The sequence below is a fragment of the Thermoflexus sp. genome (genome assembly GCF_042408815.1).
In the GTDB taxonomy this organism is placed as follows: Bacteria; Chloroflexota; Anaerolineae; order Thermoflexales; family Thermoflexaceae; genus Thermoflexus.
The window spans coordinates 13,153-39,958 of sequence record NZ_JBHOQR010000003.1 but is presented as its reverse complement, the minus strand read 5'-3'; the positions used below and the strand labels follow the sequence as shown (position 1 = coordinate 39,958).

General features: G+C 63.3%; 21 protein-coding genes and 1 tRNA gene. 11 read left to right on the top strand and 11 right to left on the bottom strand.

The window, feature by feature from the left end; translation table 11 throughout:
• The first annotated feature begins 357 nt into the window (after positions 1 to 357).
• Both ACFMO3_RS02005 and ACFMO3_RS02000 read left to right on the top strand, forming a co-directional pair.
• The gene (locus ACFMO3_RS02005; RefSeq protein ID WP_376788762.1) at positions 358 to 1,062 is read left to right on the top strand and encodes a response regulator transcription factor; all 705 of its coding nucleotides are present in this window, start codon (positions 358 to 360) and stop codon (positions 1,060 to 1,062) included.
• Between the two features lie 114 nt (positions 1,063 to 1,176).
• The gene (locus tag ACFMO3_RS02000; RefSeq protein WP_376788761.1) at positions 1,177 to 3,549 is read left to right on the top strand and encodes an NACHT domain-containing protein; all 2,373 of its coding nucleotides are present in this window, start codon (positions 1,177 to 1,179) and stop codon (positions 3,547 to 3,549) included.
• 12 nt (positions 3,550 to 3,561) lie between these two features.
• On the opposite strand, the gene ACFMO3_RS01995 is transcribed toward ACFMO3_RS02000, so the two are convergent.
• The gene (locus ACFMO3_RS01995; RefSeq protein WP_376788760.1) at positions 3,562 to 4,356 is read right to left on the bottom strand and encodes a hypothetical protein; all 795 of its coding nucleotides are present in this window, start codon (positions 4,354 to 4,356) and stop codon (positions 3,562 to 3,564) included.
• 244 nt (positions 4,357 to 4,600) lie between these two features.
• On the opposite strand from ACFMO3_RS01995, the gene ACFMO3_RS01990 reads away from it, so the two are divergent.
• The 5 genes from ACFMO3_RS01990 (at position 4,601) to ACFMO3_RS01970 (ending at position 8,821) form a co-directional block, all read left to right on the top strand.
• Entirely contained in the window at positions 4,601 to 5,422 is an 822-nt protein-coding gene (locus ACFMO3_RS01990) for a deoxynucleoside kinase (RefSeq protein ID WP_376788759.1), read from the top strand.
• 212 nt (positions 5,423 to 5,634) lie between these two features.
• Entirely contained in the window at positions 5,635 to 5,880 is a 246-nt protein-coding gene (locus ACFMO3_RS01985; protein ID WP_376788758.1) for a type II toxin-antitoxin system RelE/ParE family toxin, read from the top strand.
• A 357-nt stretch (positions 5,881 to 6,237) separates the two neighbouring features.
• Positions 6,238 to 6,777, top strand: coding sequence for a GNAT family N-acetyltransferase (locus ACFMO3_RS01980; protein ID WP_376788757.1), 540 nt, complete (start codon positions 6,238 to 6,240; stop codon positions 6,775 to 6,777).
• Between the two features lie 62 nt (positions 6,778 to 6,839).
• Positions 6,840 to 8,000 (top strand): competence/damage-inducible protein A, encoded by a 1,161-nt coding sequence (locus ACFMO3_RS01975; RefSeq protein ID WP_376788756.1) that lies wholly within the window; start codon positions 6,840 to 6,842, stop codon positions 7,998 to 8,000.
• Positions 7,997 to 8,821: a segregation and condensation protein A gene (locus ACFMO3_RS01970; RefSeq protein ID WP_376788755.1), complete on the top strand. Its 825-nt coding sequence runs from the start codon at positions 7,997 to 7,999 to the stop codon at positions 8,819 to 8,821. Before ACFMO3_RS01975 ends, ACFMO3_RS01970 begins: the two co-directional genes overlap by 4 nt.
• 216 nt (positions 8,822 to 9,037) lie before the next feature.
• Here the strand turns inward: ACFMO3_RS01970 and ACFMO3_RS01965 are convergent, their stop codons facing one another.
• The 8 genes from ACFMO3_RS01965 to ACFMO3_RS01930 form a co-directional block, all read right to left on the bottom strand.
• Complete coding sequence (locus ACFMO3_RS01965; RefSeq protein WP_376788754.1) at positions 9,038 to 9,262, bottom strand: aldehyde dehydrogenase family protein; 225 nt, start codon at positions 9,260 to 9,262, stop codon at positions 9,038 to 9,040.
• A 183-nt stretch (positions 9,263 to 9,445) separates the two neighbouring features.
• Positions 9,446 to 10,633, bottom strand: coding sequence for an extracellular solute-binding protein (locus ACFMO3_RS01960; protein WP_376788753.1), 1,188 nt, complete (start codon positions 10,631 to 10,633; stop codon positions 9,446 to 9,448).
• Between the two features lie 50 nt (positions 10,634 to 10,683).
• Complete coding sequence (locus tag ACFMO3_RS01955; RefSeq protein WP_376788752.1) at positions 10,684 to 11,514, bottom strand: competence/damage-inducible protein A; 831 nt, start codon at positions 11,512 to 11,514, stop codon at positions 10,684 to 10,686.
• Positions 11,514 to 11,939: a response regulator transcription factor gene (locus ACFMO3_RS01950; protein WP_376788751.1), complete on the bottom strand. Its 426-nt coding sequence runs from the start codon at positions 11,937 to 11,939 to the stop codon at positions 11,514 to 11,516. Before ACFMO3_RS01950 ends, ACFMO3_RS01955 begins: the two co-directional genes overlap by 1 nt.
• A 172-nt stretch (positions 11,940 to 12,111) precedes the next feature.
• Positions 12,112 to 13,887 carry an aspartate--tRNA ligase gene (aspS, locus tag ACFMO3_RS01945; RefSeq protein WP_376788750.1) on the bottom strand — a complete coding sequence of 592 codons (1,776 nt, stop codon included), beginning with the start codon at positions 13,885 to 13,887 and terminating at the stop codon, positions 12,112 to 12,114.
• A gap of 315 nt (positions 13,888 to 14,202) precedes the next feature.
• Entirely contained in the window at positions 14,203 to 19,995 is a 5,793-nt protein-coding gene (locus ACFMO3_RS01940) for a GAF domain-containing protein (protein WP_376788749.1), read from the bottom strand.
• A gap of 11 nt (positions 19,996 to 20,006) precedes the next feature.
• Positions 20,007 to 20,438: a response regulator gene (locus ACFMO3_RS01935; protein ID WP_376788748.1), complete on the bottom strand. Its 432-nt coding sequence runs from the start codon at positions 20,436 to 20,438 to the stop codon at positions 20,007 to 20,009.
• Entirely contained in the window at positions 20,428 to 20,817 is a 390-nt protein-coding gene (locus ACFMO3_RS01930; protein ID WP_376788747.1) for a response regulator, read from the bottom strand. Before ACFMO3_RS01930 ends, ACFMO3_RS01935 begins: the two co-directional genes overlap by 11 nt.
• A 246-nt stretch (positions 20,818 to 21,063) precedes the next feature.
• Between ACFMO3_RS01930 and argJ the strand changes: the two genes are divergently transcribed.
• The 4 genes from argJ (at position 21,064) to ACFMO3_RS01910 (ending at position 24,770) form a co-directional block, all read left to right on the top strand.
• Complete coding sequence (argJ, locus tag ACFMO3_RS01925) at positions 21,064 to 22,263, top strand: bifunctional glutamate N-acetyltransferase/amino-acid acetyltransferase ArgJ (protein ID WP_376788746.1); 1,200 nt, start codon at positions 21,064 to 21,066, stop codon at positions 22,261 to 22,263.
• A 58-nt stretch (positions 22,264 to 22,321) separates the two neighbouring features.
• Positions 22,322 to 23,422: a M20 family metallopeptidase gene (locus tag ACFMO3_RS01920; protein ID WP_376788745.1), complete on the top strand. Its 1,101-nt coding sequence runs from the start codon at positions 22,322 to 22,324 to the stop codon at positions 23,420 to 23,422.
• Between the two features lie 31 nt (positions 23,423 to 23,453).
• Positions 23,454 to 23,530 (top strand) — tRNA-Val (locus ACFMO3_RS01915).
• Positions 23,531 to 23,684: 154 nt separating this feature from the next.
• Positions 23,685 to 24,770, top strand: coding sequence for a pyridoxal-phosphate-dependent aminotransferase family protein (locus tag ACFMO3_RS01910; RefSeq protein WP_376788744.1), 1,086 nt, complete (start codon positions 23,685 to 23,687; stop codon positions 24,768 to 24,770).
• Between the two features lie 29 nt (positions 24,771 to 24,799).
• Here ACFMO3_RS01910 and ACFMO3_RS01905 read toward each other — a convergent pair whose 3' ends face one another.
• Together ACFMO3_RS01905 and ACFMO3_RS01900 are read right to left on the bottom strand one after the other, a co-directional pair.
• Positions 24,800 to 25,336, bottom strand: a complete 537-nt coding sequence (locus tag ACFMO3_RS01905) for an NTPase (protein WP_376788743.1) — start codon at positions 25,334 to 25,336, stop codon at positions 24,800 to 24,802.
• A 206-nt stretch (positions 25,337 to 25,542) separates the two neighbouring features.
• Positions 25,543 to 26,742, bottom strand: a complete 1,200-nt coding sequence (locus ACFMO3_RS01900; RefSeq protein WP_376788742.1) for a glycosyltransferase — start codon at positions 26,740 to 26,742, stop codon at positions 25,543 to 25,545.
• Positions 26,743 to 26,806 lie beyond the last annotated feature (64 nt).

Below are 26,806 nucleotides of genomic sequence, written 5' to 3'. Positions count from 1 at the left end.
TTATCTTTATCATAATCGAACTCCGCATGAAAGGCAAATCCTCCGCGTCGGCCCTCCCCGACCGCGGCCGGAGATGGCTGCTTCCAAAGCCTCTTCGCTTCCTGCACATATGTTTTCCGCTTACCGAATCGCATGGAACTTGCCCAACGAGGTGGGGTTATGGTAAAAAGCTAGCTAAGCTGGATCAATTCGCTGAGAATCCCCCGACGAGAAACCACATCGCAACCGAGAGGAGAGGCTGGCGATTCCCGATTCCTATGAGATCGGGTCTGCCTGCGCCGCGGACAACAAGCCATGAACGGGCTGGGGCGAAGTTGCCTGAGATACGCATGCCCCGAAACCCCGGGGGGGATAGCCTTGAACGCCAAGAAGATCCTGATCATCGAGGATGATGTGGAGCTGGCCCGCTTCCTGGCATGGCAGCTGGAGCAAAACGCCTATAAAGTCTACCTGGCCCATAGCGGACAGGAAGGTCTTGATCTCCTACGCGCACAAACCCCTGACCTGGTCCTCCTCGATTTGATGCTGCCGGGCATGGATGGATGGGAAGTCCTCAGAACCATCCGTTCGACCGGGGAGACACCGGTGATCATCATCAGCGCCCTGGGGACGGAATCGGACATTGTGCGGGGGCTGGAGAGCGGCGCCGATGATTACCTCACGAAACCCTTCGGCCCCCGGCAGCTTCTCGCCCGCATTCAGGCCGTGCTCCGGCGTTACGAATCCACCACCTCCCGTGGGATCTACGATAACGGACGCCTTTATGTGAACCTGATCACCCAGGAAGTTCGAGTGGACGGGCGCCCGGTGGATCTGACCCCCACCGAGTTCAAGCTCCTCTCCATCATGGCCCGTTTCGCAGGCCGCCCGCTGACCCATGACTTCCTGTTACGCGAGGTGTGGGGGGAAGAACATGTCCAGGATCGGGGCTATCTGAAGCTTTACATCTGGTATCTCCGCCAGAAGATCGAGCCGGACCCCAATCACCCGCTCTTTATCCGAACCGAGCGAGGGATCGGTTACCGGCTAATTGGCCCCGACGAGCTCGGGGCCCATGAGTGATCTCAGCATGGCGGCACCGGAAAAGGGATTCCCCTGTCTTCTCTCTGAGGATGAAAGGCAACCTCGCCGTTTTGAATCCGAGCCCAGCGGGTTGAAGCCTTAAGGAGGAACGTGGTGGGTTTCCCGGGATCGTGGCGCTTTGATCCCCTCTCCGCCCTCATCGGAGCGGCTATGGCTTTGCTGAGCGCCGGGCTGCTCTATGGGACCCGACGTCCCCTTCGACGGTTCTACGAGAGGATGAGGGAGCGTCTGGATCAGGCCCATCAGCGTCTGCGTCTATCGGCCGAGATGCAGTATCGACACTGGCTGCTGGATCAGCTTCCCGGCTGGATCGCCTGGTCGGCCCTGGATCCCCGCCTCGCGCAGTGTTTGATCGAGCCGCCTCTGAGCCCTCCCCTTCCCCACCCGAGCACCCATGGGGAGGACCTCCCATCGGAGTCCGAACTGCCCCTGGGTCAGATCGTCCAGGCGGCCTCCCGCCTCTTCCTCTACGGACCCCCAGGGAGCGGCCGCACCGGCGCTCTCTGCTGGCTGATCCGCGAGACCCTCGCCGGACATTTGAAGTGGGGGGATCAAGCTTCCCCCCTTCCGTTTTATATTCGCCTGCCCCTGCTCGTCCCGGATCCTATGGCCCCGCCGGAAGCCGCCCTCATAGAGACGCTGAGGGAAACTCTCCCCCTCGTCCTGCGAGCCCGTCTGGGCAGTATGATCCGCACTGCTCTGCATAATGGGACGGCCGTGTTGCTTCTGGATGACCTGGAAGCCGTGCCTCCAGCACGCCGCGAGGAGATCCTGCGCTGGTTAGGACAGTTGTTGGAGAGCTACCCGCACACTCCTGTAGTGCTCACAGGGGCCGAGTGGGCAACCCATCCGCTGGAGGCACTGGGGTTCCTGCCCCTCGCCCTCGCCCCGTGGTCCGAACGCGCGGTGCGGATATTCCTTGAACGCTGGGCTCTGACAAGTCAGGCATCCGTATCCGAGCTGGAGGGGCATCTCAAAACGTGGGGGCTCCCCCGACCCGTCCGCATGCGCCCTGCAGATGTCGTCGCCGCCGTGGTGTTGAAACACGATCGCCCGGGGCGGCCGGAGCTCTATGATGCAATCCTGGACCGCATGCTCCAGGGGATCGCGGGGGAGACCGCGCTGACTCCCCCCACGGCCCGTCTGATCCTGGGTCAGTTGGCCCTTCAGTTGTTAAACGAGGAACGCTTCCTTATCACCCTGGAGGATATAGAGCAAGCGCTGATCCGTGCCCTCCCCGCGCTGGCGCCGCCGCGGGGACGTCGGAATCTGGATCGGGTGATCGAGAGACTGACCGCTCCCGGACGGCCGATTGTGCCGATCGATGAGCAGCGCGGGTGCTTCCGCCATCCCCTGCTGCAGGCGTATCTGGCGGCCTGGGTGCTGGCCCAGTCTGGGGATAATACCCTCCTGATGGCCCATCTGGATGATCCCCGATGGGCGGACGTGTTCACATTCTATGCAGCCCTTGGCCCGATGTCCGGCATCATCGATCGGGTTCTCACAGAGCCCGATGACGCCTTCCATACTCGATTGTTGCGCATGGCACGATGGATCGCGGTGGCCTCCCCTCAGGCCCCATGGCGCCCCCAGGGGATGGCCGCCCTAGGCCGGGTGTTTCTGAAACCTGGATTGCCAATGACGCTTCGCCTACGAGTGACTGAGGCCATGGTGGCCACGGGAGATCGCGGCGTTCCCGTTCTTTTCCATAAGGCCCTTCGCCATTCGGACCCAGAAATCCGCATGGCTGCTATCCGGGGCCTGGGCTGGCTGGGGCAGGAAGGCGACTTGCCCTTCCTGGAATCGGTATGGAGGGATCCAGAACCCGAAGTCCGCCGCACAGTCATTACTGCTCTCGGTGACCATCGCACCGAAGCCGCCATGCAACGGCTGGTCCTCCTCCTCCTGGAAGGAGAAGAGCCTCTCCGCCGTCTAGCAGCCGAAGCCCTGCGGGCCTATCCCGAAGGCCCCCAGCTGCTTCAAGAAGCGGCCGAAGAAGCGGACTGGCGGACTCGCCGGGCCGCGGTATTCGCGCTGGCTTTGATCCCAGAGGAATGGGCCAAAGCCCGCCTGGAGACCATCGCCCGCGAGGATCCCGAATGGCTGGTGCGGTCGGCCGCCCAGGATGCGTTAACCCTCTGGGAGAAGAACCGCCAGCCTCCCGCCCCTGATCTCCGTCCGGTCGTTGTGGAACAACAGGGATGGCTGATCGAGTGGGCGGTGCGGGAAGGCGAAGCCGTGGGGGAGCGCTCCTCAGCGCTCCATAGCCTCTACCGAGCCCTCGAGCGAGGGGATGAGGGCGTGCGCCGGGCGGCCATCCTGACGCTGGCCCATGTGGGGGATCAGGAGGCCCTGGGGCCATTGCGGATGCTCGCTTTCGATCCTCAGATCGACCGGTTCACCCGCGATCTCGCCTTTCGAGCCCTGGAAGTGATCGCCCGCCGCACGGGGGCACGCGTGCTTTAAAATGAGGATGCATTACTCCAGCCATAGCCGGTGTGCCCGCATCAGGTTTCTCCCCATTTTCCCTTCACTCCCAGCAGCCCCGGGGAACGTCACCACCAGCTCTCCCCCAAAACCTGTTCGCTCCAGAATGGGGCAACCCTCCTGATCCCACCATTCTAGATGCTCCGGCGTGCAACGAAACATCAGCATCGAAACGGAGGGATACATCATGCTCCACAGTGCGGGGAAATCCTTTGGAATCGCCTCCTCCAGATCCAGCGCAATCCACGGCCGGATCCGGGCCTTGAATTCACGGGCGACTTCGAGAAGAAGCGGGCTGGCCTCCGAAAGCCGAAGCAACAGGATCAGGCGAAGGCCGCTGAAGGCAGGGAGAAGACAACGAAAGAACGCCATGGCCTCCCCGGGCTCCCATCGATCCATCCCCTCCATCAGCAATCCCTGAGCGCCCACGAAGGCAGCTGCCGTGGCAGCGGTCAGCGCATACTGCCGGATCCGGGAAGCGCCCGCCTCCTGAGGGGGACAGGGGGCAATGGCCCAGGCGACAAGATGGATCCCCGTCCGCAGGCGCTCGAAACGCACCGCGTGTAAACGCGAGCGGCTGTAGTCCAGCGCCTTCGCCCATTGAGAGACCTCCCGCCATTCTTCCTTCTCCAGACTCCTCCCCCTCCACAGGGGACGCCTTTGACCCGGGCGCAGGATTTCATCATGCACGACGAGGCGAGGGATCCCCACACGCCGCGCCTGCTCGAAGATGGCCTCAGGGGGAAATCCAGGAAACGAGCGATCCGAAAGCGCCAACCTCCACATGCGCCTTCTCCGGGAAAGAAGATCGTCAAGGGGCCGGGCAGGGCTTTTCCATCGACACCCCCTCGCCCTCTATAGGATTCGGGCAGCCTGTATCCGATTCATAATCGGAACAAAAGGTTTACGCCATTGGTATAGTAGGAATTAGGCCACCGGGTCCCTCGGGGAGGGCGCCGGATGCCGGTCCGGCTCCAGAGGGAAACCCGCCGCGCCATCCGGATCATTCTCCAGATCCAGGGAGGCGCCCATGACCCACTGGTTCCTGGCCATCGAGGGCGTGATCGGCGCCGGCAAGACCACGCTGGCTCGTATGCTGGCTCCGGCGCTGGGAGCATATCCGATCCTGGAGCGATTCGAGGAGAACCCTTTCCTGCCGCATTTCTATCGGGATCGCGCCCGCTATGCTTTTCCCACCCAGATCTTTTTCCTGTTGAGTCGATATCGCCAGCACCAAGAGCTCGCCGCCCACCTGGAGCATGAGCCGGTGGTCAGCGATTACATGTTCGCCAAGGATCGTCTCTTCGCCCATCTGAACCTAGAAGGAGATGAACTGGCCCTTTACGAACAACTGCACAAAGCCCTGGCCGAGAAAACCCCTCAGCCCACGCTGGTCCTTTACCTTCGAGCGGATACGGATACCCTGATGGCTCGTATCGCCATGCGGGATCGGCCTTACGAGCGGGGAATGGACCGGGCCTATATCGAGCGTCTCCGACTGGCCTACGAGGCATTCTTTTCTACCTACGAGAGGCCTTTCCTGATGATCGACGCCACCCGGAATTTCGTGCAGGAGGAAAACGTGTTCCGCGAGATCCTCCAGGAGGTGCGCGGGGCGCTGGGGCTGGCTCCAGCTCAACCGCCCCTTCCGGTTTTCCCTCGCCCTCGCTCCTCCCCCCCGATATCCACCGAGGATACCCTTGTCCGATCCTTCGCGGCACTAACCCGAGCCATCGCTTTGCTCCAGGAAACGCTTTTCACGCAGCCCCGGGATCCCCAACAGATCGCCCATGTCCTCGAGATCTGTCAGCAGCAGCTCGCAGCCATCGCCCGGGCCGCAGGGCTCTCATAATCGAACGTCCAGCGAGCAGGGACACCGCGCTCGATAAATTCGCCAGCCCTCCTCGGAGGATATAAAATTTAAACAGGTCGGTCGAGGGGGATACGAGGCGGATCGATGGGGCTCAGAATCTCTCGATCCCTTCTCCGGGGCAAGGAGTCGATTGCCGGAATACGGACAGGAGAGAGATCCCGAGAATGATGGGAGGGGGTGGTGGAGGCAAAATGGTTCTTCGAATTACCGAACGCGCGCAACGAGCGCTGGATGAGCTGCATCCGAAACATCGAGAACAGGTGATGCGGCGAATTCGCCAGCTGGCGGTTGCTCAGCGCCCCCTGCTGACAAAGATCCGTCACGATCGGGGGGAGCTGCTGTCGTATCGGGCTGGAGAGTATCGAATTTATCTCACCTGGGACAAGCAGACTTTACAGATCGAGGATATCCGGAAACGCAACGATGCCTATCGCTAAGATGGGAGGCAAATCGCTGTCAGCCCCCGGCCACGGGGTGAGGATTTTTATTTCCCTACGTCCGCTCTCTCCACGGCTGAGGAGAGGCTTGCCCAGATGTAGGATCAGGGAGGCGGCTTTCCTGTCTTCGGATCACGGAGCGGTTTGCATCCGCTCCTATGAGGAACCGTGCCGTTGGTTGCAGATCCGTCATGCGAGATGCCCTCCTCCTCCCTGGCTTCCCCCTCGGACCAGAGGAAGAAGGCGGGGATCGGCCCAGCCCCTCCGTTCCCTGGAGGAGACCAGGCGTGCAATCCCCGTCCTGTTCGGAGAGAAAGCGCCCCAAGGATATATATCTCCGGAAGGAGGTGATTCCTCTTGCTTCGTCCCACAGACTCGATTCGCATTGTGCAGGAGCCTCTCTCCGGCTCCCCCCATCTCGTTGATCTTTACTTGCGTGCCTATCGGCCCCTGGGAGATTATTACTATCGTCATCGCGCGGAGGTGAAGGCTTATCTGAAATGGCTCCGCCACCGGGATCCTAATGGCTCGTTCATCGCCTATGATGGAGATCGCCCCGTGGGGTTCATCGCTACGGATTCCCGATGGGACCATGGAGCGGTGGGGGCGATTCATGAACTGGTGGTGGATCCGGAATATCAAGGGCGTGGCCTGGGACGCGCCTTATTGCTGCGTGGGATGACCTATCTGCGTTCCCGGGGCTGTCGGGTTTGCGAGCTATGGGTAGGCGAGCACAACGAGCGGGCCCGCGCGATCTATCGCGCTCTGGGCTTTCAGGAAAACGGACGTTGGGGGAAGTGGATCCGCATGGTCCGTTCGCTGGAGGATCTGCCCGAAAGCGCCGATCCAGAGGCTGCTCTTGTTGGATCTCTCTCCCCTTCCCCGGGCTCTCCATGAAGATGCGTGAGGCCAGCGCTTTCCCGCCCATGCATCTTTCGGAGTGAAGAAAGGGAGGTTCCATGCCCAACGCGGAGGTCCTGGCTACCGGCACGGAGCTGCTGAGCGGAGACGTGGTGGACACCAATTCGGCCCGTATCGCCCGCGCCCTTCAAGGGCTTTCTATCCCTCTGGTTCAGATCACGGTGGTCGGGGACGATCTACCCCGCATGGTGGCCGCCATCCGGGCGGCGATGGCCCGGAGTGAGATCCTCATCATCAGCGGGGGTCTGGGCCCTACGGTGGACGATGTGACACGAGAAGCCGTCGCCGAGGCCCTGGGGAGGCCGCTGGTTTTTGATCCGGAGCTTTTTGAATCCATCCGCGCGCGCTTCCAGTCCCTTGGTTTCCCCATGCCGGAGAACAACCGCCGTCAGGCGTTCCGCCCTCAGGGCTCCCAGGTGATCTCCAACCCGATCGGCACCGCCCCAGGGTTCTGGATTGAAGAAGGGGACCATATCCTTTTTGCCCTTCCCGGAGTCCCCCGCGAACTGGAGCGCATGCTCACGGAATCAGTGATCCCCTGCCTGGAGCGCCGATTCCCACCGGCCGAGGCGATGGTCTGGAGGGTGGTTCGCACGATCGGCCTCGGCGAGAGCGTCATCGACGAGCGCTTACGAGATCTCCTGGAGGGGGAGAACCCCCGAGTGGGACTGAACGCGCATCCCGGGATGGTGGATATCCGGATCCAGGCCCGGGGTGCCACGCGCGAAGAAGCCGCCGCCCGGGCGGAGACCGCCGTTCAGACCATCCGGGAGCGCCTCCGCTGGGCCGTTTACGGGGAAGGCAACCGTGCACCCGAGGAGGCTTTAATCGCCATGCTGCAGGAGCGCGGGCTCACACTAGCCACCCTGGAGCGAGGCACGCTGGGCTTGCTGGGCGGCCGCCTGGCGGCGGCGGATCCGGAGGGCCAGGTCTTTCGAATCGGGGAAGTGCGCTCTCGACGGACGGCGGCCCCCGAACATGCCGCGGAAGCGATCCGCCGCCAGACGGGAACGGCGGTGGGATTGGCTGCGGAGGTTCTCCCGGAAGGAGAGCGCTTTCAGATCACCGTCGCCATGGCCACCTCGGAAGGCTCCCGCAGTCTTCAGCGCGGCCATCGAGGCCCTCTACCCCACGCGGCGGAATGGGCGGCGAACGCCGCCATGGGCCTGCTATGGCGCTGGCTCCAGGAGGCCCCATGAGTCTTCCGCTCAAACCTTCTCTCCCCCCGGTGCGACTTCCTGTTTTCGAGGGGCCGCTCGATCTCCTTCTATATCTGATCGAGCGGAACAACCTGGATATCACCCAGATTTCCCTGGCCCAGGTCACCGCCCAGTATCTGGAATACGTGACCATCCTGCAGGCATTAACACTGGATCAGCTGGCAGAATATCTGGTGATCGCCGCCAAACTGCTTTACATAAAATCTTCCATGCTGCTGCCACGGCCGCCGGAGCCTGATGAACAGGAGGAAGACCTCGGGGAGGAACTGGTAGAGCAGTTGAAAGCCTATCGCCTCTTCCGGGCGCTGGCCCGCCAGCTCGCCGAACGGGAGGGATTCACCGCTTACGGACGAACTGCACCCCCTCCCCGGCCGGACGATCCCGGGATCGGGTTGGAGGGCGTTTGCCTGGAAGATCTCCTCCGCCTGGCACGCCGTGCGCTGCTCACTCAACCCGAGACGCCCACTGTGGATCGTTTTCTCACCCCCTATCGTCTGACGATCCAGGAGGCGATGGAACGGATTCTGGAGGCGGTGCAGGATCGGCAGCGAGTGGCGCTCAGGCATCTGCTTCGTGAAGCGGAGACCCGCTACGATCTCATCGCTCTTTTCCTGGGTCTGCTGGAACTCCTGAAACTGCGCCGGGTGATCGCCCGCCAGAGCCAGCTGTTCGATGAGATCTACATTGAACCGTATCCTTCGGTCTTCCCCCTGCATTCCCACCCCGCGAAAGTGCCCCAGGGGGAAAGGGGCATGGAAAATCCGCCAACTTCTGCCCATGAGCCAACGGTCAAGCCCTGATTCCTCCATCGAGGCCTGCCGGGCCGAAAGCGTTCGGGGAGCGTGGAGGACAGGAAAAGACGCCTTCGGCCTCCCTGCCCCCTTTTCAGGAGCTCCGCAGTGGATTTCCCTCGTCGCGGGAGCCGTAGGGGAACCACCATGGCTTCTCACCCCCCTCGATATCCCAGTGCACGTGCTGGGTCTGCCGGAACTCCTGACCGGGCTCAGGGGAAGGGATCACCCGGCCCCGCTCGTGGCGGGCCAGCTCGGCGTAATAATCAAAGGTGTTCGCCGACCAAAGGTCAATAGCCGGATCAGCTCTTCCTGATGGCCCCGGATTTTACGAGCCACCTCATGCAGCATCTCGGCTTGCGTGGCTGCGGACACCTTCCGCCAGCTGTCGAAAGCCCGCTGGGCGGCCGCCACCGCGACCTCCACATCTGCCGGTGTCCCCCGAGGCACGGTTTCCTATTCGGTCGCTGGATCCAGAACGGGGATCTCCTCGCACGCAGATCCCGCCGTCCGTTCGCCGCCGATCCACATCCGCCGCATCCCTGCCCTCCCTCAGATCCGACAGCAGGCCCCTATGGGATTGGGGGATTCCCAACGCCCTCATGGGCCCATGAGCTTGCAGGAGGGGTCGTTTTACCGTCCCACCCCCAGCTCGGTCCAGATCCGATCGTACAACTCAATGGCCTCCCCCACATCGATCAGCCACTCCATCCTGCGCTTCAATTCCTCCGGCGGGTAAATGCCCGGATCATCGAGGAGAGCAGGATCGATCAGTCGCTGCTGGATCGCCGTTCGGTTAGGGCTGCCATACTTGATCGTATTCGCATTGATCGCCGCGATATCCGGACGCATCAGGAAGTTGATGAAAACTTCGGCTGTATATTTATTCTTCGCCGTCTTTGGAATCGCTAGATTGTCCTGCCAGATCGTGCACCCCTCCTCTGGGATCACATACTTCAGGGAGGGCTTGGCATCCCGAGCCCGGATCGCATCCCCGGTCCAGATGTGGGCCAGGACGACCTCGCCGGCCACCAGGAGATCGCGGTTCGTGTCGCTGGTATATGCCTTCACATAGGGCTTCTGACGGATCAGCACCTCCTTGGCCTTCTGCAGCTCATCCGGGTTGGTCGTATTCATGGAGAACCCCAGATATTTCAGGGCCGCTCCGATGACCTCCCGCTCATCCTTCAGCATCGAGATCTTTCCCCGAACATCCGGGGCTGGCTCGAACACATCCTTCCAGCTCTTCAGCTCCCGTCGGATCACCGCGGTATCATACATAAACCCGGACGTCCCCCACATGTAGGGCACCGTGTATTTATTCTCCGGGTCGAAATAAAGGCCGAGGTGGGCCGGGTCGATGTGTTTGAGATTGGGAAGATGGCTCTTGTCCAGTTCTGCCAGCATTCCCTCCTTGATCATGATCGAGACCATGTAATCGGAGGGCACGATGACATCATATCCGGTTGCCCCGGCCTGGAGCTTGGCCAGCAAAGCCTCGTTGGAATCATACGTATCGACGATCACCCGGACTCCGCACTCCCGCTCAAACCGATCCAGCACCTCCTGGGCGATGTAATCCGGCCAGTTGAACAGGTAAAGCTCCTTCGAAAGCTTCGATCGATCGCCGCAGGAGTCTTCCGCAACGGTAGAAGGCGCCGGAGCAGTCGGCGAGGCGGAAGAAGGAGCGAGAGCAGTCGGCGAAATGGTGGTAGGCGAGACAGCAGGAGGAACAGGAGTTGGAGAGGCGGCAGGAGCTCCACATGCGGCCAGGATGGCCACCAGAACCAGCAGACAGAAGATGCGACCCACGATTCCCATGGTTCACCTCAGAAATAAGGGATGTCTGCTCTCCATGCTCCATCGTAACGTCAATCGGGTCCCAGCATCTCCGTTCCGATCCCGGCTTCCGCCAGTCGTTCTTCCAGATGACGGCGGGCTTCCTCTACCAAGGCCCGGGCTTCCTCTGGGGTAGAGGCCGTGGCGGAAAAGTAAATCCGAAGGCGAATGCCCGGGCCGAAGGCGCGGGCTTGGGATTTGATATATACTTGGGGCCATCGATGCTGGACCTCCTCCAGCAACGGCGCCAGGCGGGATTCATCCCCACAATCGACGAGCAGGCGGAGCTCGGCAAAGCCAGCCTTTCCCAATCGGGATTGAAGATAGGGCGTGAGGGGGCCCTCAACGATCGCTTTCATCTCTTCAGGAACTCCGGGGAGACAGATCAGGAGGGTCTGTTCGAGGGGAAGGAGAACTCCGGGCGCTGCGCCTATCGGATTGGCCAGGGGCACAGCCCCCTGGGGGAGCAGCGCCATCTTACGACGCGACGGCGTGAGCTCTGGGCTGGCCACATAGCCTGCCGCAGCCAGGGCCTGATATCGCGCCGCCACCATCTGAAGCGCCTGGGGATGCTCCTCCAGCGGCCGACCCGTGGCCCGCGCCACCGCCATGAGCGTTCGATCATCCTCCGTAGGCCCCAAACCGCCGGTTGTGAACACCAAGTCGGGCCCTCGTCGCAATGCGCCTTCCAGCTCGGCCCATATCGCTTCCACCTCGTCGGGCAGCAAGACCGCCCGCCGGACCCTTCCTCCCAGCCTGGTGAGGAGACGACAGAGCCAAGACGTATTCGTGTCGACCACCTCGCCCAGCAACAACTCGTTCCCGATGGCCAGGATTTCCGCCGTCGGGGAAGAAGATCCCATCAAGCCTGCTCCTGATTGGACTCCGCAGGGGAAGAACGGCTCATCACCCGCTCGATGCTGGCGATCAGCTCAGAGGGTCCAAAAGGCTTCGTCAGATAATCATCCACCCGGGCGATGTGGAGCCCCAGAATGCGGTCGACATGCTGCGCTCGGGCCGTGACCACGATCACCGGGATGTTCCGCAACTCCGGATCGGCCTTCATCTGCTGGTAAACTTCCCAGCCGTCGATGTCAGGCATCATCAGATCCAGCAGGACGAGATCGGGCTTCTCCCGCCGGATGACCTCGATGCCCTCCACACCTCCGGTTGCCCACCCGACTAGCTCATAGCCCCTTCGAGTGACAATCAGCCGGATCAGGTTGATCATATCTAGACTGTCTTCGATGCACACAATGCGGATTTTTCTTTGATCCCTGTCCGCCATGAGGCGCCCCCCTTTGGACTACGCCCTCCACCGGGGTCTGGGCATGGCTTCCGCGAGGACGCTCGCGCCTACCCCCCCCCGCCACATCCTTTGAGGGAAAGTTTAATCAAAACGAATCCTTCGGGCAAACCGGGTGGGAGGAGCAGGATGGGCAGCCAGGCCGCTGGCTCCCTTATCCCTGCTCCTCCCGGATCACCCGAATATGAAGCTCCCGCAACTGACGCTCATCCACCTCGGACGGGGCGTCGAAGAGGAGATCCGTCGCGCTGGCCGTTTTCGGGAAAGCGATGACCTCCCGGATGTTCGGCTCGTCGGCCAGGAGCATCACCAGACGATCCAGTCCCAGGGCGATCCCCCCGTGAGGCGGGGCACCGAACTCGAAGGCTTCCAGCAGATGGCCGAACCGGGCGCGCGCCTGCTCCGGCGTGTAGCCCAGCAGCCGGAAGACCCGCTCCTGGACATCCCGGCGATGGATCCGGATGCTCCCCCCACCGATCTCATATCCGTTACACACGATATCATAGGCTTTCGCCCGGACGGATGCGGGATCTGTCTCTAGGCGATCCAGATCCTCATCCATCGGCGAGGTGAAAGGATGATGCATGGCCTCCCAGCGCCCCTCTTCCTCGTTCCATTCAAACATTGGGAACTCCAGGATCCATGCGAAAGCAAACTCATTCGGATCCGCCAGGCGCAACCGGTCCCGAAAGAGCAACCGCAGTCCCCCCAGGGCTTTGGCGACGGTCTCCGGCGCATCCGCCACCATGCAGATAAGATCCCCCACCCCGGCGCCGGTTCGCTCCGCGATGACTGCCTGTTCTCCCTCAGTGAGGAACCTCGCGGCAACCCCTTTCACGCCATCGCCGGTAAAAGCCAGGGCGACCAATCCTTTCGCGCCCAGCGACTTCACATAGGCTGTCAGCTCATCGATCTCCCGGCGGCTGTAGCCTGCGCATCCGGGGACTCGCAAGGCCTTCACCTGGCCTCCGCTCCGCGCCGCGGCCCGGAACACCTCAAACGCGCTTTCCCGGAACACATCCGTCAGATCCACCAGCTCCATGCCGAAGCGGAGATCCGGTTTGTCCGAGCCGTAGCGGGCCATCGCCTCCGCATAGGTGAGGCGGGGGAAAGGGACGCGGAAGCGCTTATGGGGCGTCACCCGCTGCACCACTTCGACCAGCAGGCCCTCAACGAGCTGGAGGATATCCTCCCGCTCCACAAAGGACATCTCCAGATCCAGCTGGGTGAACTCCGGCTGCCGATCGCCTCGCAGATCTTCATCGCGAAAACACCGGGCGATCTGATAATATTTTTCCAGGCCCGCCACCATGAGCAGCTGCTTGAGCTGCTGCGGGGACTGGGGGAGTGCATAAAACTTCCCCGGATGGAGGCGGCTTGGAACAATGAAATCCCGTGCGCCCTCAGGCGTGCTCTTGATCAGGATAGGCGTTTCCACCTCTACGAACCCTCGGGCGTCGAGGTAATCCCGGATAGCCCGGGTGGTCTGGTGGCGCAGCATCAGGTTTCGCTGCATCCGGGCCCGGCGCAAATCCAGATAGCGATAGCGCAGGCGGACGGCCTCGTCGATCCGCCGGCCATCGTCATCAATGGAAAAGGGCAAGGGCCGTGCGGGGTTCAAAATGCGAACCTCGTGCGCTTCGACTTCGATGTCTCCTGTCGGCAGGTTGGGGTTCTCCGCGCCGACCGGCCGTCGGCGGACCAGCCCGCGGATCTGGATCACATACTCCAGGCGGACCTCATCGAGGACGGCATGGGCGGGGGCCGAACGGGAGGGATCGCCCACCACCTGCACCAGACCGCTCCGATCCCGCAGATCGATAAAAATCAATCCCCCATGATCCCGGCGGCGATGAACCCAGCCGGCCAGCTCCACAATTTGGCCGACGTGGGTCAGGCGCAATTCGCCACATCCATGGGTCTTCAACATCGAGGCCTCCTGTCCGCGCTTTATCTGGGGATAACGAGTAGATGGCTCCGCCGCTGCTCGCCATCCGAGGGCTGACGTAAAAAGCCTGGGCCGCCTCTCTGCGGGCAGGCGGCCCAGGCCGGATTTCTCTCATTTCCCCCTTCAGAGCGTCCAAGGAGATCTACCGCCTCCCGCCGGTGAGGCCTGGGAGGCGTTGTTTCCCTCCTCCTCTCGGTTCAAAGCCTGATCGCTCCCTTCCACCATGGTGCCTGTGTCCTCCTGCCTTCCAACGAAAAAAAGGATAGCATAAGCCACATGGGGTGCCAAGCCAGAGGCTCACGGGGACCGGGGCTTCTGCAACACCTCCACAATCTCCTCGAGGAGAGCTTCCGGATCCACCCCGAACTTTTGAAGCAGCGCCTCGATCCGTCCATTCAGCCGCTGGCGATCCTCCTCGGTCAAAGACTTCGCCGTTAGCACGATGATCGGGATAGATCGGGTCGCCGGATCCTCTTTCAGCGCCTCCACCACCATGAAGCCGTCCATCTGCGGCATCATCAGATCCAGGATCACCAGATCGGGCCGCTCTCGGCGGGCCAGGGCTGTTCCTTCCTCCCCTCCGGAGGCTTCCAGGATCTGATAGCCGCCCATGCGCTCCAGAACCCGCCGGATGAGCTGACGATCCGCTTCCGAATCGTCGATGACGAGGACCCGGAGCGGCCCGGGCCGGCCGTCCACCCGCTGGATGGCCTCCAGCAGCTCCTCCTCAGTGAAGGGCTTGACCAGATACTCTGCCGCCCCCAGGCTGAAACCCCGCCCACGTTCATCCACGATAGAACAGACGATCACGGGAATCCGGCGGGCTTCCGGATCGGTCTTCAATTCCTGAAGGACGGCCCAGCCATCCTTTTGGGGCATCATGATGTCCAGCGTGATGACATCCGGGCGAACCCGTCGCACAACTTCCAGGATATCCTGAGGATCCGTGAGGCCGATCACCTCAAAGCCGTGCTTCTCCAGATAGCGTCGATAAAGAGTGATCACGCCCGGATCGTCATCCACACACAGGACCACCGGCCGGCCGGAGCGACGTTCCGCCGGAGCAGAGGGACGAACCCTTGGGAGCGTGAAGAAGAACGTGGAGCCCTTTCCCACCTCGCTCTCCACCCAGATCCGGCCACCCATCAGTTCCACCAGGCGCCGGGCGATCGCCAGGCCCAACCCGGTTCCGCCATACCGTCGGATGGTCCCGCTTTCCACCTGGGTGAATTCCTGGAAAATCTCCTCATATTTCTCCTTCGGGATCCCGATCCCGGTGTCCTGAACCGCGATCGTCACGAAGGTTTCATCCGCCCAGGCGCGCACCGCAATGAAGCCGCGCTCGGTGAACTTGGCGGCATTGGAAACCAGATTCAGCAAGATCTGGCGGGCCCGCTGGGCATCGGCCCAGGCTGGCGGGAGATCCTCCGGGACCTCCTGGCGCAACTCGATGGGTTTGTCGCGGACGAGGCCAACTGCAGTGGACATCACGCCGCGGATGATCTCTCGCATGTCCACTTCGGAGAACTGGAGCTCCATCCGGCCGGCTTCGATCTTGGAGAGATCGAGGATGTCATTGATTAGGCCGAGCAGATGCTGCCCGGCGTTGTAGATCGCTGTGAGGTCCTGCCGCTGGGCCTCCGTCAGCGGCCCATCAATGCCCTTCAGGATCACCCGGCTGAAGCCGATGATGGAGTTCAGCGGCGTCCTCAGCTCATGAGACATGTTCGCGATGAACTGGGTCTTCAAGCGGTCCAGCTCCCGCAGGCGCTCGGCTGTGCGCTTCTGCTCTTCATAGAGCATGGCGTTCTGGAGGGCCACCGCCAGGCTGTCTGCCACGATGCCGAGGACCGTGAGATCCTCCGGGGAGAACGCGTGGGGACGATCCGCCTGAATCGTCAGCGCTCCCAGGACCCGGTCGCCTACAATCAGGGGCAGCGCCATCTCTGCACGGGTGTCGGGAAGCAGGGGGTTGATATAGCGAGCTTCCGCCTCGCTCACATCCTGAGCGATCACCGGCTCCCTGCGGGCGCATGCCTGGCCGATCATGGATTCCCCACCGACCCGCAGGCGGTGTCCCCGGGCGACCATCTGCCGGCCGGCCTCGCCGGTGCCCGCTCGCAGAACTGCCCACTCCCCTGACGGGTCCAGGAGGAAGGCGCCTACATAGTAATAGTCGAAGCGCTCGCGCACCAGATCCACCGCCTGCTGAAGCAACGTCTCCACTTCCAGGACGCTTGCCACAATCCGGGAGATCTCCGCCGCCGTCTGGATCCGCCGGGCCTGCCGCTGGGCCTGCTCATACAGGAGCGCGTTCTCCAAGGCGACAGCGGCCTGCTGGGCGATCGTTTGAGCCAGGCGCAGCTCCTCAGGCGTGAAGGCATGATGGGCCCGCATATAATCCAGCCCCACCGTGGCGATCACCTGGCCTCGGGCAATCAGGGGAACGACGGCAATGGAGCGGATCCCCAAGCTCGTCAGCAAAGGCCCGGTGGCCTCCAGGCGCTCATCCTGACGGACATCGAAGGCCCACTGGGGCTCGCCCGTCTCCATCACCTGCCGGGTGAACGCATTATCGATCTGGATCCGGACCCCCAGGAAACCCCGTGGGGGATGCTCGGCCACCACCACGCCGACATTTTGTCCCCTCTCCCACAGCGCAGCTCCACTGTGATCCGCTCCCAGCACCTCCACGAAAGCCCGGCAGACCGTTTCCAGAATGTCCGTGAGATTCAGAGAACGGGAGAACTCTACCGCCAGGCGATGGAGCGTCGCCAGCTCCTGAGCCCGGGTCTGAGCCTGGGCGTAGAGCCGGGCGTTCTGCCAGGCCGTCGCCAGCTGATCGGCCATCACCTGGAGGGCCCGGATGTCCTCCTCGGTGAAGGCGGCTGGTTGTTCGGATTGAATGTCCAGGACCCCGACCAGCTCCCCGCGCACCATCATCGGCAGGGCGATCTCCGAGCGGGTCAAAGGGAGCAAGGGGTTAGCGAAGCGAACGGGCTCTGCGCCCACATCCAGGGCAATTCGAGCCCGCCGATGGGCGGCGGCCCAGCCCACCATGGATCGCCCGCCGATCTCCAGTCGGTGCCCTCGCTCCTTCATGACCCGGCCGGGCTCCCCCGTGCCGGCGGCCAGCACCATCCATTTTTGATCCGCATCGGGAACGAACCAGCCCACATAGTAATAATCGAAGCGATCCCGGATGAGCTCGACGGCCTCCGCCATCAGCCGGTCGGGATCCAAGATGGTGGCCGCGATCCGGCTGACCTCCGCCGCCGCTTGCAACAGGCGCGCCCGGCGAGCAGCCTCCTCGAAAAGCTCCTGCCGCTGGAGGGCCAGGGCCGCCCCATGGGCCAGCGCCGCAGCCAGTCGGAGCTCCTCCGCTGAGAACCAGCGCTCCCGCTGGCTGTCCCAGACTTCCACATGCCCGTAATACTGCTCCCCGACCACCAGGGGGATCAGCAACACGGTTCGACCGCCATATCGGGCCAGGAGCTGTGCTTCCGGTGCTCCCCGAGCCTCCAGCTCGTTCCGGCGCAGCACCACCGGCTGCCTCGTCCAACGCATCTGGGCATAAAGCGGATAGTCCTCATAACGATAATAAGTGCCCACGTCGGAGATGCGCTCCTCCGGAGCCGCTTCGGGAGCGTAGAACTCGCTGACAGCAAAGAAGCCCTGTCCATCCGTAGCCTCTCGGGCCACATAGGCACTGGTTGCCCCCAGGCCCGTAGCGAAAGCCCGACAGATCCGCGTCAGCAACGCCTCCAATCCGGGAGCCTCCGCCAGCGAAGCAGCCACTTCATAGAGCAACGCCTGCTCCCGGAGCCGCTGCTCCAGCAGCTCAAAGAGGCGCCGGTTCTGCAACACCACAGCCGCGGTGTCCGCCAGCGTCTGCACCCGGCGGATGGCTCGATCTTCCAGTTCCAGCGGGCGCTGGACCCCCTGGGCGATCAGCCAGCCCCAGAAGGCATCGCCAGCCCACAGGGGGAAGAAGACGATGGCACGCACACGATGCCGGAGATAGAACGCGCGGCTGACTTCGTCCAGCCACGGATCGGTGGCCACATCGGAGATGAAGAGGGGTTCCCGCGTGACCTCCCGACCGATGATGGGCAGCTCGGCCACCGTATACCGTCGGGGCTCGCTGAAGAGTCCCCGTTCCCGATCCCAGATCAAACGGACCTGGATGACTCGCTCCTCCCCCTGGGCCTCCGGATCTTCCACCAGGGCCAGGACATAGCGGTCCACCCCCTGGATGGGAAGGTGGGCCAGGAGGACCCGGGCCGCCGTCTCAATGGATGTCGCAGCAGTCAGATCCCGGCTTGCCTGATACAGGGCCTGGGTCTCCTCCAGGGCCACCTGGGCCTGCTGATAGAGCCGGGCGTTCTCGATGGCCACCGCCAGCTGATCGGCCAGGATCTGCAACACTGAGACGGCGCCGGCATCAAAGACTTCCTCGAGGGTGCTTTGAACATCCAGGGCGCCAATGATCCGGTCTCCGATCTTCAGCGGGAAAGCGGCTTCCGAACGGGTCTCCGGAAGCAACTCATTCTTGAAATGCACAGGGTCCTCCGCCGTCCGCTGGGCCACACGCGGCCGCCCGTTCGCCGTCACCCATCCGATGAGACTGAGCCCGCCCACCTCGAGTCGATGTCCCCGTTCCTTCAATTTGCGGCCGATTTCCCCGGTGGATTCGCGCAACACGGCCCACCGGCCGCTCTCATCGATCAGAAACACCGAGACATGGTAATACCCCAGACGATCCCGGATCAGGTTGACGGCCATGCGCAGGAGCTCATCCAGATCCAGCGTCGAGGCGATAGCGCGGCCCATCTCCGCCGCGGTTTGCAACTGATGGGTCCGCTCCTGCACCCGGCGCTCCAGATTTTGATAGAGATCCCGCAGCCGGAGGGCCATCGCGTTGAACGTTTCCGCGAGGACACCCAACTCATCCCGCGAGGTGACCGGGACCCGCACGTTGAGCTGTCCCGCGCCCATACGCCGCGCCGCCTCCGTCAGTTCCCCAAGCGGCCGGGTGAGGGAAGCGGAGGCCAGGAAGGCGAGGCCAATGGCAAAGGAGCCCAAGATCAGCATCCAGATCAGCGCCTGACGCCCCAATTGCCCAACCGGATCCAGAGCCTCGTTCTCCTCCTGGACCACTGCCAGCGTCCATCCATGCGACTCCAGCGACGGAAGCTGATGGGCAATCCATGGGCCTACACGGCTGTAGGCGATGAGCCAGTTTGGAGTGAGCAGAACCCCCTCCGAGCGGGCCAGATCCTGGCGACTTATGGGGAGGCCCGGAAGCCGCTGTTCCCGTTGCAAAATACCACGGGGATCCAGCAAGACCGCGCCGTCCGCATCCAGCAACAAGGCCCGGCCGGTACGTCCGGTCTGAAACTGGTTCAACAGGCTGAGGATCTGGGAGACGCTGTAAGCGCTCCGCAACACCCCGACCGCCTGATGCGTGTCCTGACGGTAAACTGGAACCGCCAGATAGACGACGGTGGTCTGAAGGTCTTCATCGAACCGGAAATCGCTGATATACGGGGCGCCCTGTCCACGATTCCAGGCCGCCTGCCACCAAGGCTCCTGATCGAAACGATAGGCGCGGGGAGGCTCTGTGGCTGCCGTCAGGGTGCCATAGGAATCCGTGAGGAGCAAATGAAGATGCCCGCTCAGCCGGCCTCGCATGCCACGGAGGACATCGGCCGCGGGGCCCCGGAGGATATCGTGCCGCAACGCGGAGTCGGGCTGCGTTCTCCAGATCAACTCCTCCTGCTGGAGCATATAAGCTCGTCGCTCGGGGTCCACATAACGGGTGGAGTGATCCAGCGCCTTGGAGACCAGGGACTCCTCTTCCGACCAACCGCTAAGCAGCTCAATCTGATGCCAGAGCTCCCGTTCCAGAGCGGCTCGCTGGGCCTGGGCCACCCCCCGGAATTCTTCCACAATCCGACGCTGCAGAGCGCTCCCCAGCAAGCGCTGGGCCACCTCCACCGTTCCGACCACGCTCACCAGAACGATTAGAATGAAACCAGCCAGGAACTTCCAACGCAGGGGCCACGAGCCCCAATCCAGCGTGACCATGCAGCCCTCCTTCACCCGAGGGTCCAAACGCCCTCGCCCGCGAGGATCCGCCGGATCTGATCCGGGAAGGCATCCGGGTCGATGGGCTTGCCAATGAAGCCGTCGAAGCCAGCCTCCCGGGCTCGCCGCATATTGTCTTCGGTGGCCTCCGCCGATACGGCTACCACCCGGGTTCCCTGAAAGCGGGGATCCGCGCGGATCTGGCGAAGCACCTCATAGCCATCCTCATAAGGCAGATGAATGTCCAGGAGGATGAGATCGATCCGGGGCAGCTGTCCGGCGAACTCCAGGACCTGCCAACCGGAGGCTTTCCACTGGATGTTCCGCACCCCTAGATAGCCTAGAAGGCGCGCGATCAGCACGAAGTTCTGGAGGTTGTCCTCCACCACCAAGATTGTCGCTTCGCGGGGATCCACCGAATGCTGGATCGGTTCACCGGCCATGAGGCGTCTCCTCGCTCTTTAAGAAAGCTGCGATCTGCTCCGGCAGCGCGTCCACATCGATCGGCTTGGGAATATAGCCATCGCACCCGGTGGCCAGGGCGCGCTCCCGCGTGCCGCGGATGACATCGGCCGTGAGGGCGATGATAGGGACTCCCTGGAGATGCGGCATTTGCTTGAACCGGCGGACCAGCTCATAGCCATCGATATCCGGTAGATGGAGATCGACCAGGATTAAATCGGGGCGCATGGAGCGAGCCAGATCCAGCCCTCTGGGCCCATCCTCCGCTTCCACTACCTGATACCCCTCGGCCTCCAGGATCCGCCGAACCAGTAATCGGTTTTCAAAATTATCTTCGATGTATAAAATCACAGAGCCCATTGGACCTCCTGAGCGAGCGCTCGCCATCGACAAATTCGGAACGCGGGAGTGGATCTAGGGCGCCGGCCAAGAACATCCGACAACGCGCCCGGCCCTTCCCATCCTCCAATCGGCAGCCCGCGCGCAGTGAAATCATTATATTTATATTTTCCGCGAAATGGGGTCAATCCGGCAAGATCGCTCTAACCCGGATGGACCACCGGCAAACCCGGCGGATCGGGCAATACCTCGTATGGAGGGAACCCGATGAGTGTCACAGCGCCTCAAGGGTTTCGAGCCGCAGCGGTCGCCTGTGGGATCAAAGCTAGCGGGGCGCTGGATCTGGCCCTGGTGGCCAGCACCCGCCCCTGCACTGCCGCCGCGGTCTTCACCACGAACCAGATCAAGGCCGCACCGGTTCGCTACGATCAGGCGATGCTCCTCCAGCGGCGTGCAGGCTTCCGGGCGGTGGTGATCAATTCCGGGAACGCCAACGCGTGCACCGGCCCCCGCGGGCTTTCGGATGTCTATAGCGTGACCGAGTTTGCCGCCTTCCTCCTGGGTTTCCCACCCGATACGATCCTGATGATGTCCACCGGGGTGATCGGCGTCCCGCTGCCGGTGGATAAAATCCGCGCTGGGCTGATGCGCGCCGTCCCCGCTCTATCCGAGGAGGGAGGTGAAGCCGCTGCCCGCGCCATCATGACCACCGACACCCGCCCCAAGATGGCGGTCCGCCGCCTCACGCTCCATGGGATCCCGGTGACCATCGGCGGGATGGCTAAGGGGGCCGGGATGATCCACCCCCATATGGCGACGATGCTGGCCCTGATCACCACCGACGTGGGGATCGACGCGGATCGCCTGCAGAGGCTCCTCCACTCCGCGGTGGACGTTAGCTTCCATCGGATCACGATCGATGGAGATCAAAGCACCAACGATACGGTGATGATCCTGGCCAATGGGGCAGCGGGAGTGACGGTGGACGAAGCCTCCATGCCGCTTTTCGAGGAAGCCCTGACGGATCTGTGCATGGAGCTGGCCAAAGCCATTGTCCAGGACGGCGAAGGGGCCACGAAATTCGTCGAGATCCGGGTGCGGGGCGCGCGCACGCCAGAGGAGGCGCGTCGGATCGCCCGCCACATCGCCCGCTCGCCGCTGGTGAAGACCGCGTTCTATGGCGAGGATCCGAACTGGGGGCGGATCCTCGCCGCCGCGGGAGCCGCTGGTGTTTCCTTCGACCCCGACATGGTCTCCCTCTGGATCCAGCGGGGGGATGAAGCACCTCTGCTGCTGTTCGACCGGGGCTCTCCCGCCTTTTACTTCGAAGAACAGGCCCGCCACATCTTCCAGGCTCCCTCTTTCCGGGTGCTTCTGGATCTGGATATGGGAGACAGTGAAGACTGGGTATGGACCTGCGATCTTTCCCATGAATATGTGACGATCAATGGGAAGTATCGCACATAGCTGCGTGGAAACGCCATATATGGGCCGCCGCTCCACCTTCGACCGAGCGAGGAAGCGCATGGATCTCATGGAGAACCTGGAATCTTTCCTGCAGGACCTGCTCGCCCGGCTGATCGCGATCCCCTCGCCCAGCGGCGAGGAAGGCACCCTGATCGCCTTCCTGGAAAGCTGGCTCCGGGAGCGTGGATTTCCCGCCGCGCGCTTCCCCGTTCCTGATCACCCATGGCCGAACCTTCTCATCCATCCCCAGCCTCGTCCTCGCCTGCTGATCACGGCCCACCTGGATACCGTGCCTCCCCGGGATCATCCCCATCCGTATACGGCTGTCGAACGCGATGGGAGGATCTACGGGCTGGGGAGCGCCGATGTCAAAGGAGGGTTGACTGCCCTGATGGCTGCCTTAGCGCTTCTGGGATCGGAACGCCTGGCCGGCTCGCCGGTCAGTATCGCCCTCACGGTGGATGAAGAAAACATGGGACGGGGAGCGGAAGCGCTGGCCAGGGCCTGCCGGCCGGAGGCGGTGTTGGCGATCGAACCCACCGATTTGACGATCCACATCGCGGAGGCAGGGACCATGGAGCTGGCGCTGGAGATCCAGGGCCAGCCCGCCCATGGCTCCGTAGCGGAGAAAGGCCGGAACGCGATCCGGGAAGCGCTGGAGATCCTGCGGGAGCTGGAATCCCTTCCCTCCATCCAGGCCCAGCACCCGTGGATCGGCCGTGGGGCCGTGACCCCGCTGTTCATCCACGGCGGCGAACGGGCGCTGGTGATCCCCGATCGCTGTGCGCTCCACCTGGACATTCGATGGCTGCCGGGCATCCCACGGGAAACCTTTGTGGGGGAAATCGAGTCCGTGCTCGCCCGCCATTCAGCATCCTGGCGCATCCTGGATCTCTCCCCTCCCTTTGAGACCCCTCCCGAGGCTCCGGTCGTTCAAATGCTCGCCGCCACGTTGACCGAAGCCGGCCTCCCCGTCCGTTTCAGCGGGATGCCCAGCTGGACAGACGCCGAGCCCTTCGCGCGATATGGGGCCCATGCCGTCGTCTTCGGGCCGGGCGCCCTAGCCCTCGCCCACACACCGGAGGAGCACATCCCCATCCCAGAGCTCCTCCACGCGGCCCGGGTGTTTTTCTTCCTGCTCCAGAGAGCAGTTGCCTGAAAGCCCAGATCCTGCTATAATGCCAAGTAAAGGGCGAGTAGCTCAGGTGGTCAGAGCGCACGGCTCACATCCGTGAGGTCGGGGGTTCGAGTCCCTCCTCGCCCACCACGCCGCAGCCGGAGGGCTGCGGCGTTTTGCTTTCGGAGATGCCTTCTGGAATCAACCGGCAGGGAAAGCGGTTCGTGAATTTTCGCTTCGCCAGATCGGGGAGAGGATCCAGCGCATCGTGATTGAAAGCCAGTAAGGGTATAGAGGCGTCTCCATGCGCACCTATGCCATCCCCCTCGTCCCGGGGCCGACGACCGTGCCACCCGAGATCCGGGCAGCCTATCAGGAGGATTACGGTTCCGCGGATCTGGAGCCGGAATATTATGCGCTCTATGCGGAGACCCAGGAGATGCTTCGGACGATCCTGAGGACCCGGAACACCGTTGTCCTCATGACCGGGGAGGCCATGGTAGGGCTCTGGGGAGCTCTGAAGAGCACGCTGCGCCCCGGGGATCGAGTGGTGGCAGTGGCCACGGGGGTCTTCGGCTACGGCATCGCCGACATGGCCCGCCGCATCGGTGCCGAGGTCGAGGTGGTGGGATTCGACTATGACGAGGCGGCAGATCCGGAGCGGGTGGAAGCAGCCATCCGTCGGGTCCGCCCGAAGATGGTCACCATGGTGCATTGTGAGACGCCTTCGGGCACCCTGAACCCGGTGGCCGAGGTCGGCGCCCTGGTTGCCCACTATGATGTCCCCCTCTTCTACGTCGACGCGGTCTCCAGCGCCGCCGGGGTCCCCCTGCGGGTGGACGACTGGCGCATTGATCTGTGTCTGGTGGGCACCCAGAAGTGCCTCTCGGCGTTGCCGGATCTGGGGATCGTGACGGTGAGCGAGCGGGCGTGGGAGATCGTGCGGGAGGTGGACTATGCGGGCTACGACGCCCTGGGGCCCTTCCGCACTGCCCTGGAGGACCGCTGGTTCCCCTACACGCCGTCCTGGCCCGCGCTGGCGGCCCTGAATGTTGCATGCCGGCGGGTGCTGGAAGAAGGCCTGGAGAACGTTTTCCGCCGCCACGCGGAGGTGGCCGCCTACTGCCGAGAGCGCTTGAGGGCCATGGGGCTTCGCCTCTTCCCTCGTCGGGAGGAATGGTCTTCCCCCACCGTCACCGCGGTCTACGTCCCGAAGGATCTGCCCTGGCCGGAGCTGGATCGCCGGCTGCGGGAGCGGGGGATGGCGGTCGGTGGAAGCCTGGGCCCGCTGGCCGGAAAGGTGTTCCGCATCGGCCACATGGGCGCCCAGGCGGATCGGGAGCTGGTGCGGCGAGGGATGGACGTGCTGGAGGAGGCGATCCGGAGGTAGTGCGATCCCCTTCCGCTTTCCGCGCCTTCTTATGCGGACGATCGCACCCGCTGAATCCACAGGAGCGTCCGGGCCAGGAGCGCTTCCCGTTGGGCGGGGATGAGCTCCCAGAGCTCCACGCCGGGGCGGCGTTTGAAGGCGTCGGCCCAGGGGTGGGGGCTACGAAGGATGGTGGCGATCAGCGGGCGGGGGCTGGCGACGACCGCTTCCAGGGCCTCGCGGAAGGCGCGGCTGAACAGCTCCATCTTCCCGATCTCATCCACCAGAACCACCTCCTTGCCCGCCAGGGCCTCGCGGATCGCGGCCACACCCAGACGGTCCAGCACCTCCACATCTACCCCGTATCGCCCGACTCGATAGGGAACCCGCCCGACCCAGTCCACGTGGGCGAAGGGAGCCGCTCGCCCGTCCAGGGTAACAAGCCGGAAGCCCAAGCGACCCTGCGGGCCCCGGATCTCCTCGGTGTAAAATCCGCCGGCCCGGTCGCCGAGGGCTTCAGCCACCTGACGGATCAGAGTCGTCTTGCCCACGCCAGGCCGTCCGGTGATCAGCAAAACGGAGCCCACCGTCATTTCCCCCGGGCTGCATGGAAGAGCGCGGCATGCCCTGCCCTTACCGTCGCCCTCCCCTGCAAACGGGTCACGTCACAGTAAGAGCGCCCTACCCTCCTTTCTCCCCGGTTCCCCCCTCCTCCGCCTCTACCGCTCACGCTCCCGTCTAAAGGCTCATGGGGGATTCGTGGAACCCTCCCACCCCTGCTCAACCCTACCGGCTATGCCTCCGATCCGGCGACTCCCCTCCGGGCGATCTCCCAAATCCATCGGGCGGCATCCAGGGCCGCATCGGGGTATCCCATGGCAGCCGCCCGCGTGGCGAAGGTTTCCAGAAGATCCGGTTGGCTCAACCATTCCCGAACGACCTCCCGGACCTGCTCCGGCTCCGGGGCATACACGCCCGCACCGCCGTTCACCACGTAATCCACATTGCCCTCCTCCTGGCCGGGCAGGTAATGGGTAAGGATCATCGGGCGGCCCATCGCCAGCGCCTCCGCAATCGTGTTGGGCCCAGCCTTGGTGACGATGACATCGGCCGCCGCCATCATCTCCGGGATGGTGCGCACGAAGCCATAGACATACGTAGGGACCGGCCACTCGACGGCCTCCAGACGGCGCCGCAGCCGTTCGTTCCGCCCGGCCACCACCGCCATCTGGAGCGGCAGCCCGGCTTCGGCCGCTGCCCAGGCGTTCTCGAAGACCTTCCCCATGCCCTCCCCCCCACCCATCACCAGCACCGTGGGGAGATCCGGCCGCCAGCCCAGCCGTTCCCGCCAGAAGGCTTTCGGCCGGCCCCGCACCTCCCGGAAGCGCAGCCGGATCGGGAAACCGGTCACTACCACTCGCTCCGGGGGCACTCCGCAGGCAATAGCCCGATGGCGCGCGCCTTCGTGAGGGGCGATGACCAGATCCGCGTTCGCGCACCAGAGGGCATGGATGGAGCCGATGTCGCAGATGACGATGACGAAGGGAACACGGCGTGGGGCTTTCATCCAGTAGCGCAGGGTGACGTCGTTGAAGAGGGGATGGACGGAGACGATCACATCGGCAGGATTTTCGGCGAACAGTTTGGCGATGCGCTGACGCACCCACGGCCAGAAGAGATAGACCAGCTGCCGGGCCCGACGGGGATGGTTGGCGAAATGCCAGGCCCGGGCATAGAAGGGCACGATGGCCGGCTTGACCATGTAGGGATAGAGAGCCGGGGAGCGATTCAACGGGAAAGGAGCATATTGAATAAAAGCATCCACGATGCGGGGCTCCACCGCGTCCCCATAAAGGGCCCGCAAGCCCTCGGCCAGGGCCTCCGAAACGCTGCGGTGGCCGCCGCCTGTATCGGACATCAACAGGAGAACCCGTGTGGCGGAACGGGCCGCCGTCCGCGCCTGAAGCTCCTCCCCGCTCCCATGGGTCTCCATGGGCGTGTCCTCCCGCAGCTCAGCGTTCAAACCGGCGATGAAGGCTTCCCAATGTCATGATAAA

Excerpts from the sequence above, each read along its gene's own strand:
- ACFMO3_RS01935 (WP_376788748.1), bottom strand. The coding sequence starts at position 20,438 with ATGGCCGGTGAACCGATCCAGCATTCGGTGGATCCCCGCGAAGCGACA.
- ACFMO3_RS01930 (WP_376788747.1), bottom strand. The coding sequence starts at position 20,817 with ATGGGCTCTGTGATTTTATACATCGAAGATAATTTTGAAAACCGATTA.
- ACFMO3_RS01995 (WP_376788760.1), bottom strand. The coding sequence starts at position 4,356 with ATGTGGAGGTTGGCGCTTTCGGATCGCTCGTTTCCTGGATTTCCCCCT.
- ACFMO3_RS01950 (WP_376788751.1), bottom strand. The coding sequence starts at position 11,939 with ATGGCGGACAGGGATCAAAGAAAAATCCGCATTGTGTGCATCGAAGAC.
- ACFMO3_RS01975 (WP_376788756.1), top strand. The coding sequence starts at position 6,840 with ATGCCCAACGCGGAGGTCCTGGCTACCGGCACGGAGCTGCTGAGCGGA.
- ACFMO3_RS01900 (WP_376788742.1), bottom strand. The coding sequence starts at position 26,742 with ATGGAGACCCATGGGAGCGGGGAGGAGCTTCAGGCGCGGACGGCGGCC.
- ACFMO3_RS01955 (WP_376788752.1), bottom strand. The coding sequence starts at position 11,514 with ATGGGATCTTCTTCCCCGACGGCGGAAATCCTGGCCATCGGGAACGAG.
- ACFMO3_RS01985 (WP_376788758.1), top strand. The coding sequence starts at position 5,635 with ATGGTTCTTCGAATTACCGAACGCGCGCAACGAGCGCTGGATGAGCTG.
- ACFMO3_RS01920 (WP_376788745.1), top strand. The coding sequence starts at position 22,322 with ATGGATCTCATGGAGAACCTGGAATCTTTCCTGCAGGACCTGCTCGCC.
- ACFMO3_RS01960 (WP_376788753.1), bottom strand. The coding sequence starts at position 10,633 with ATGGGAATCGTGGGTCGCATCTTCTGTCTGCTGGTTCTGGTGGCCATC.
- argJ (WP_376788746.1), top strand. The coding sequence starts at position 21,064 with ATGAGTGTCACAGCGCCTCAAGGGTTTCGAGCCGCAGCGGTCGCCTGT.
- ACFMO3_RS01970 (WP_376788755.1), top strand. The coding sequence starts at position 7,997 with ATGAGTCTTCCGCTCAAACCTTCTCTCCCCCCGGTGCGACTTCCTGTT.
- ACFMO3_RS01910 (WP_376788744.1), top strand. The coding sequence starts at position 23,685 with ATGCGCACCTATGCCATCCCCCTCGTCCCGGGGCCGACGACCGTGCCA.
- ACFMO3_RS01940 (WP_376788749.1), bottom strand. The coding sequence starts at position 19,995 with ATGGTCACGCTGGATTGGGGCTCGTGGCCCCTGCGTTGGAAGTTCCTG.
- aspS (WP_376788750.1), bottom strand. The coding sequence starts at position 13,887 with ATGTTGAAGACCCATGGATGTGGCGAATTGCGCCTGACCCACGTCGGC.
- ACFMO3_RS01990 (WP_376788759.1), top strand. The coding sequence starts at position 4,601 with ATGACCCACTGGTTCCTGGCCATCGAGGGCGTGATCGGCGCCGGCAAG.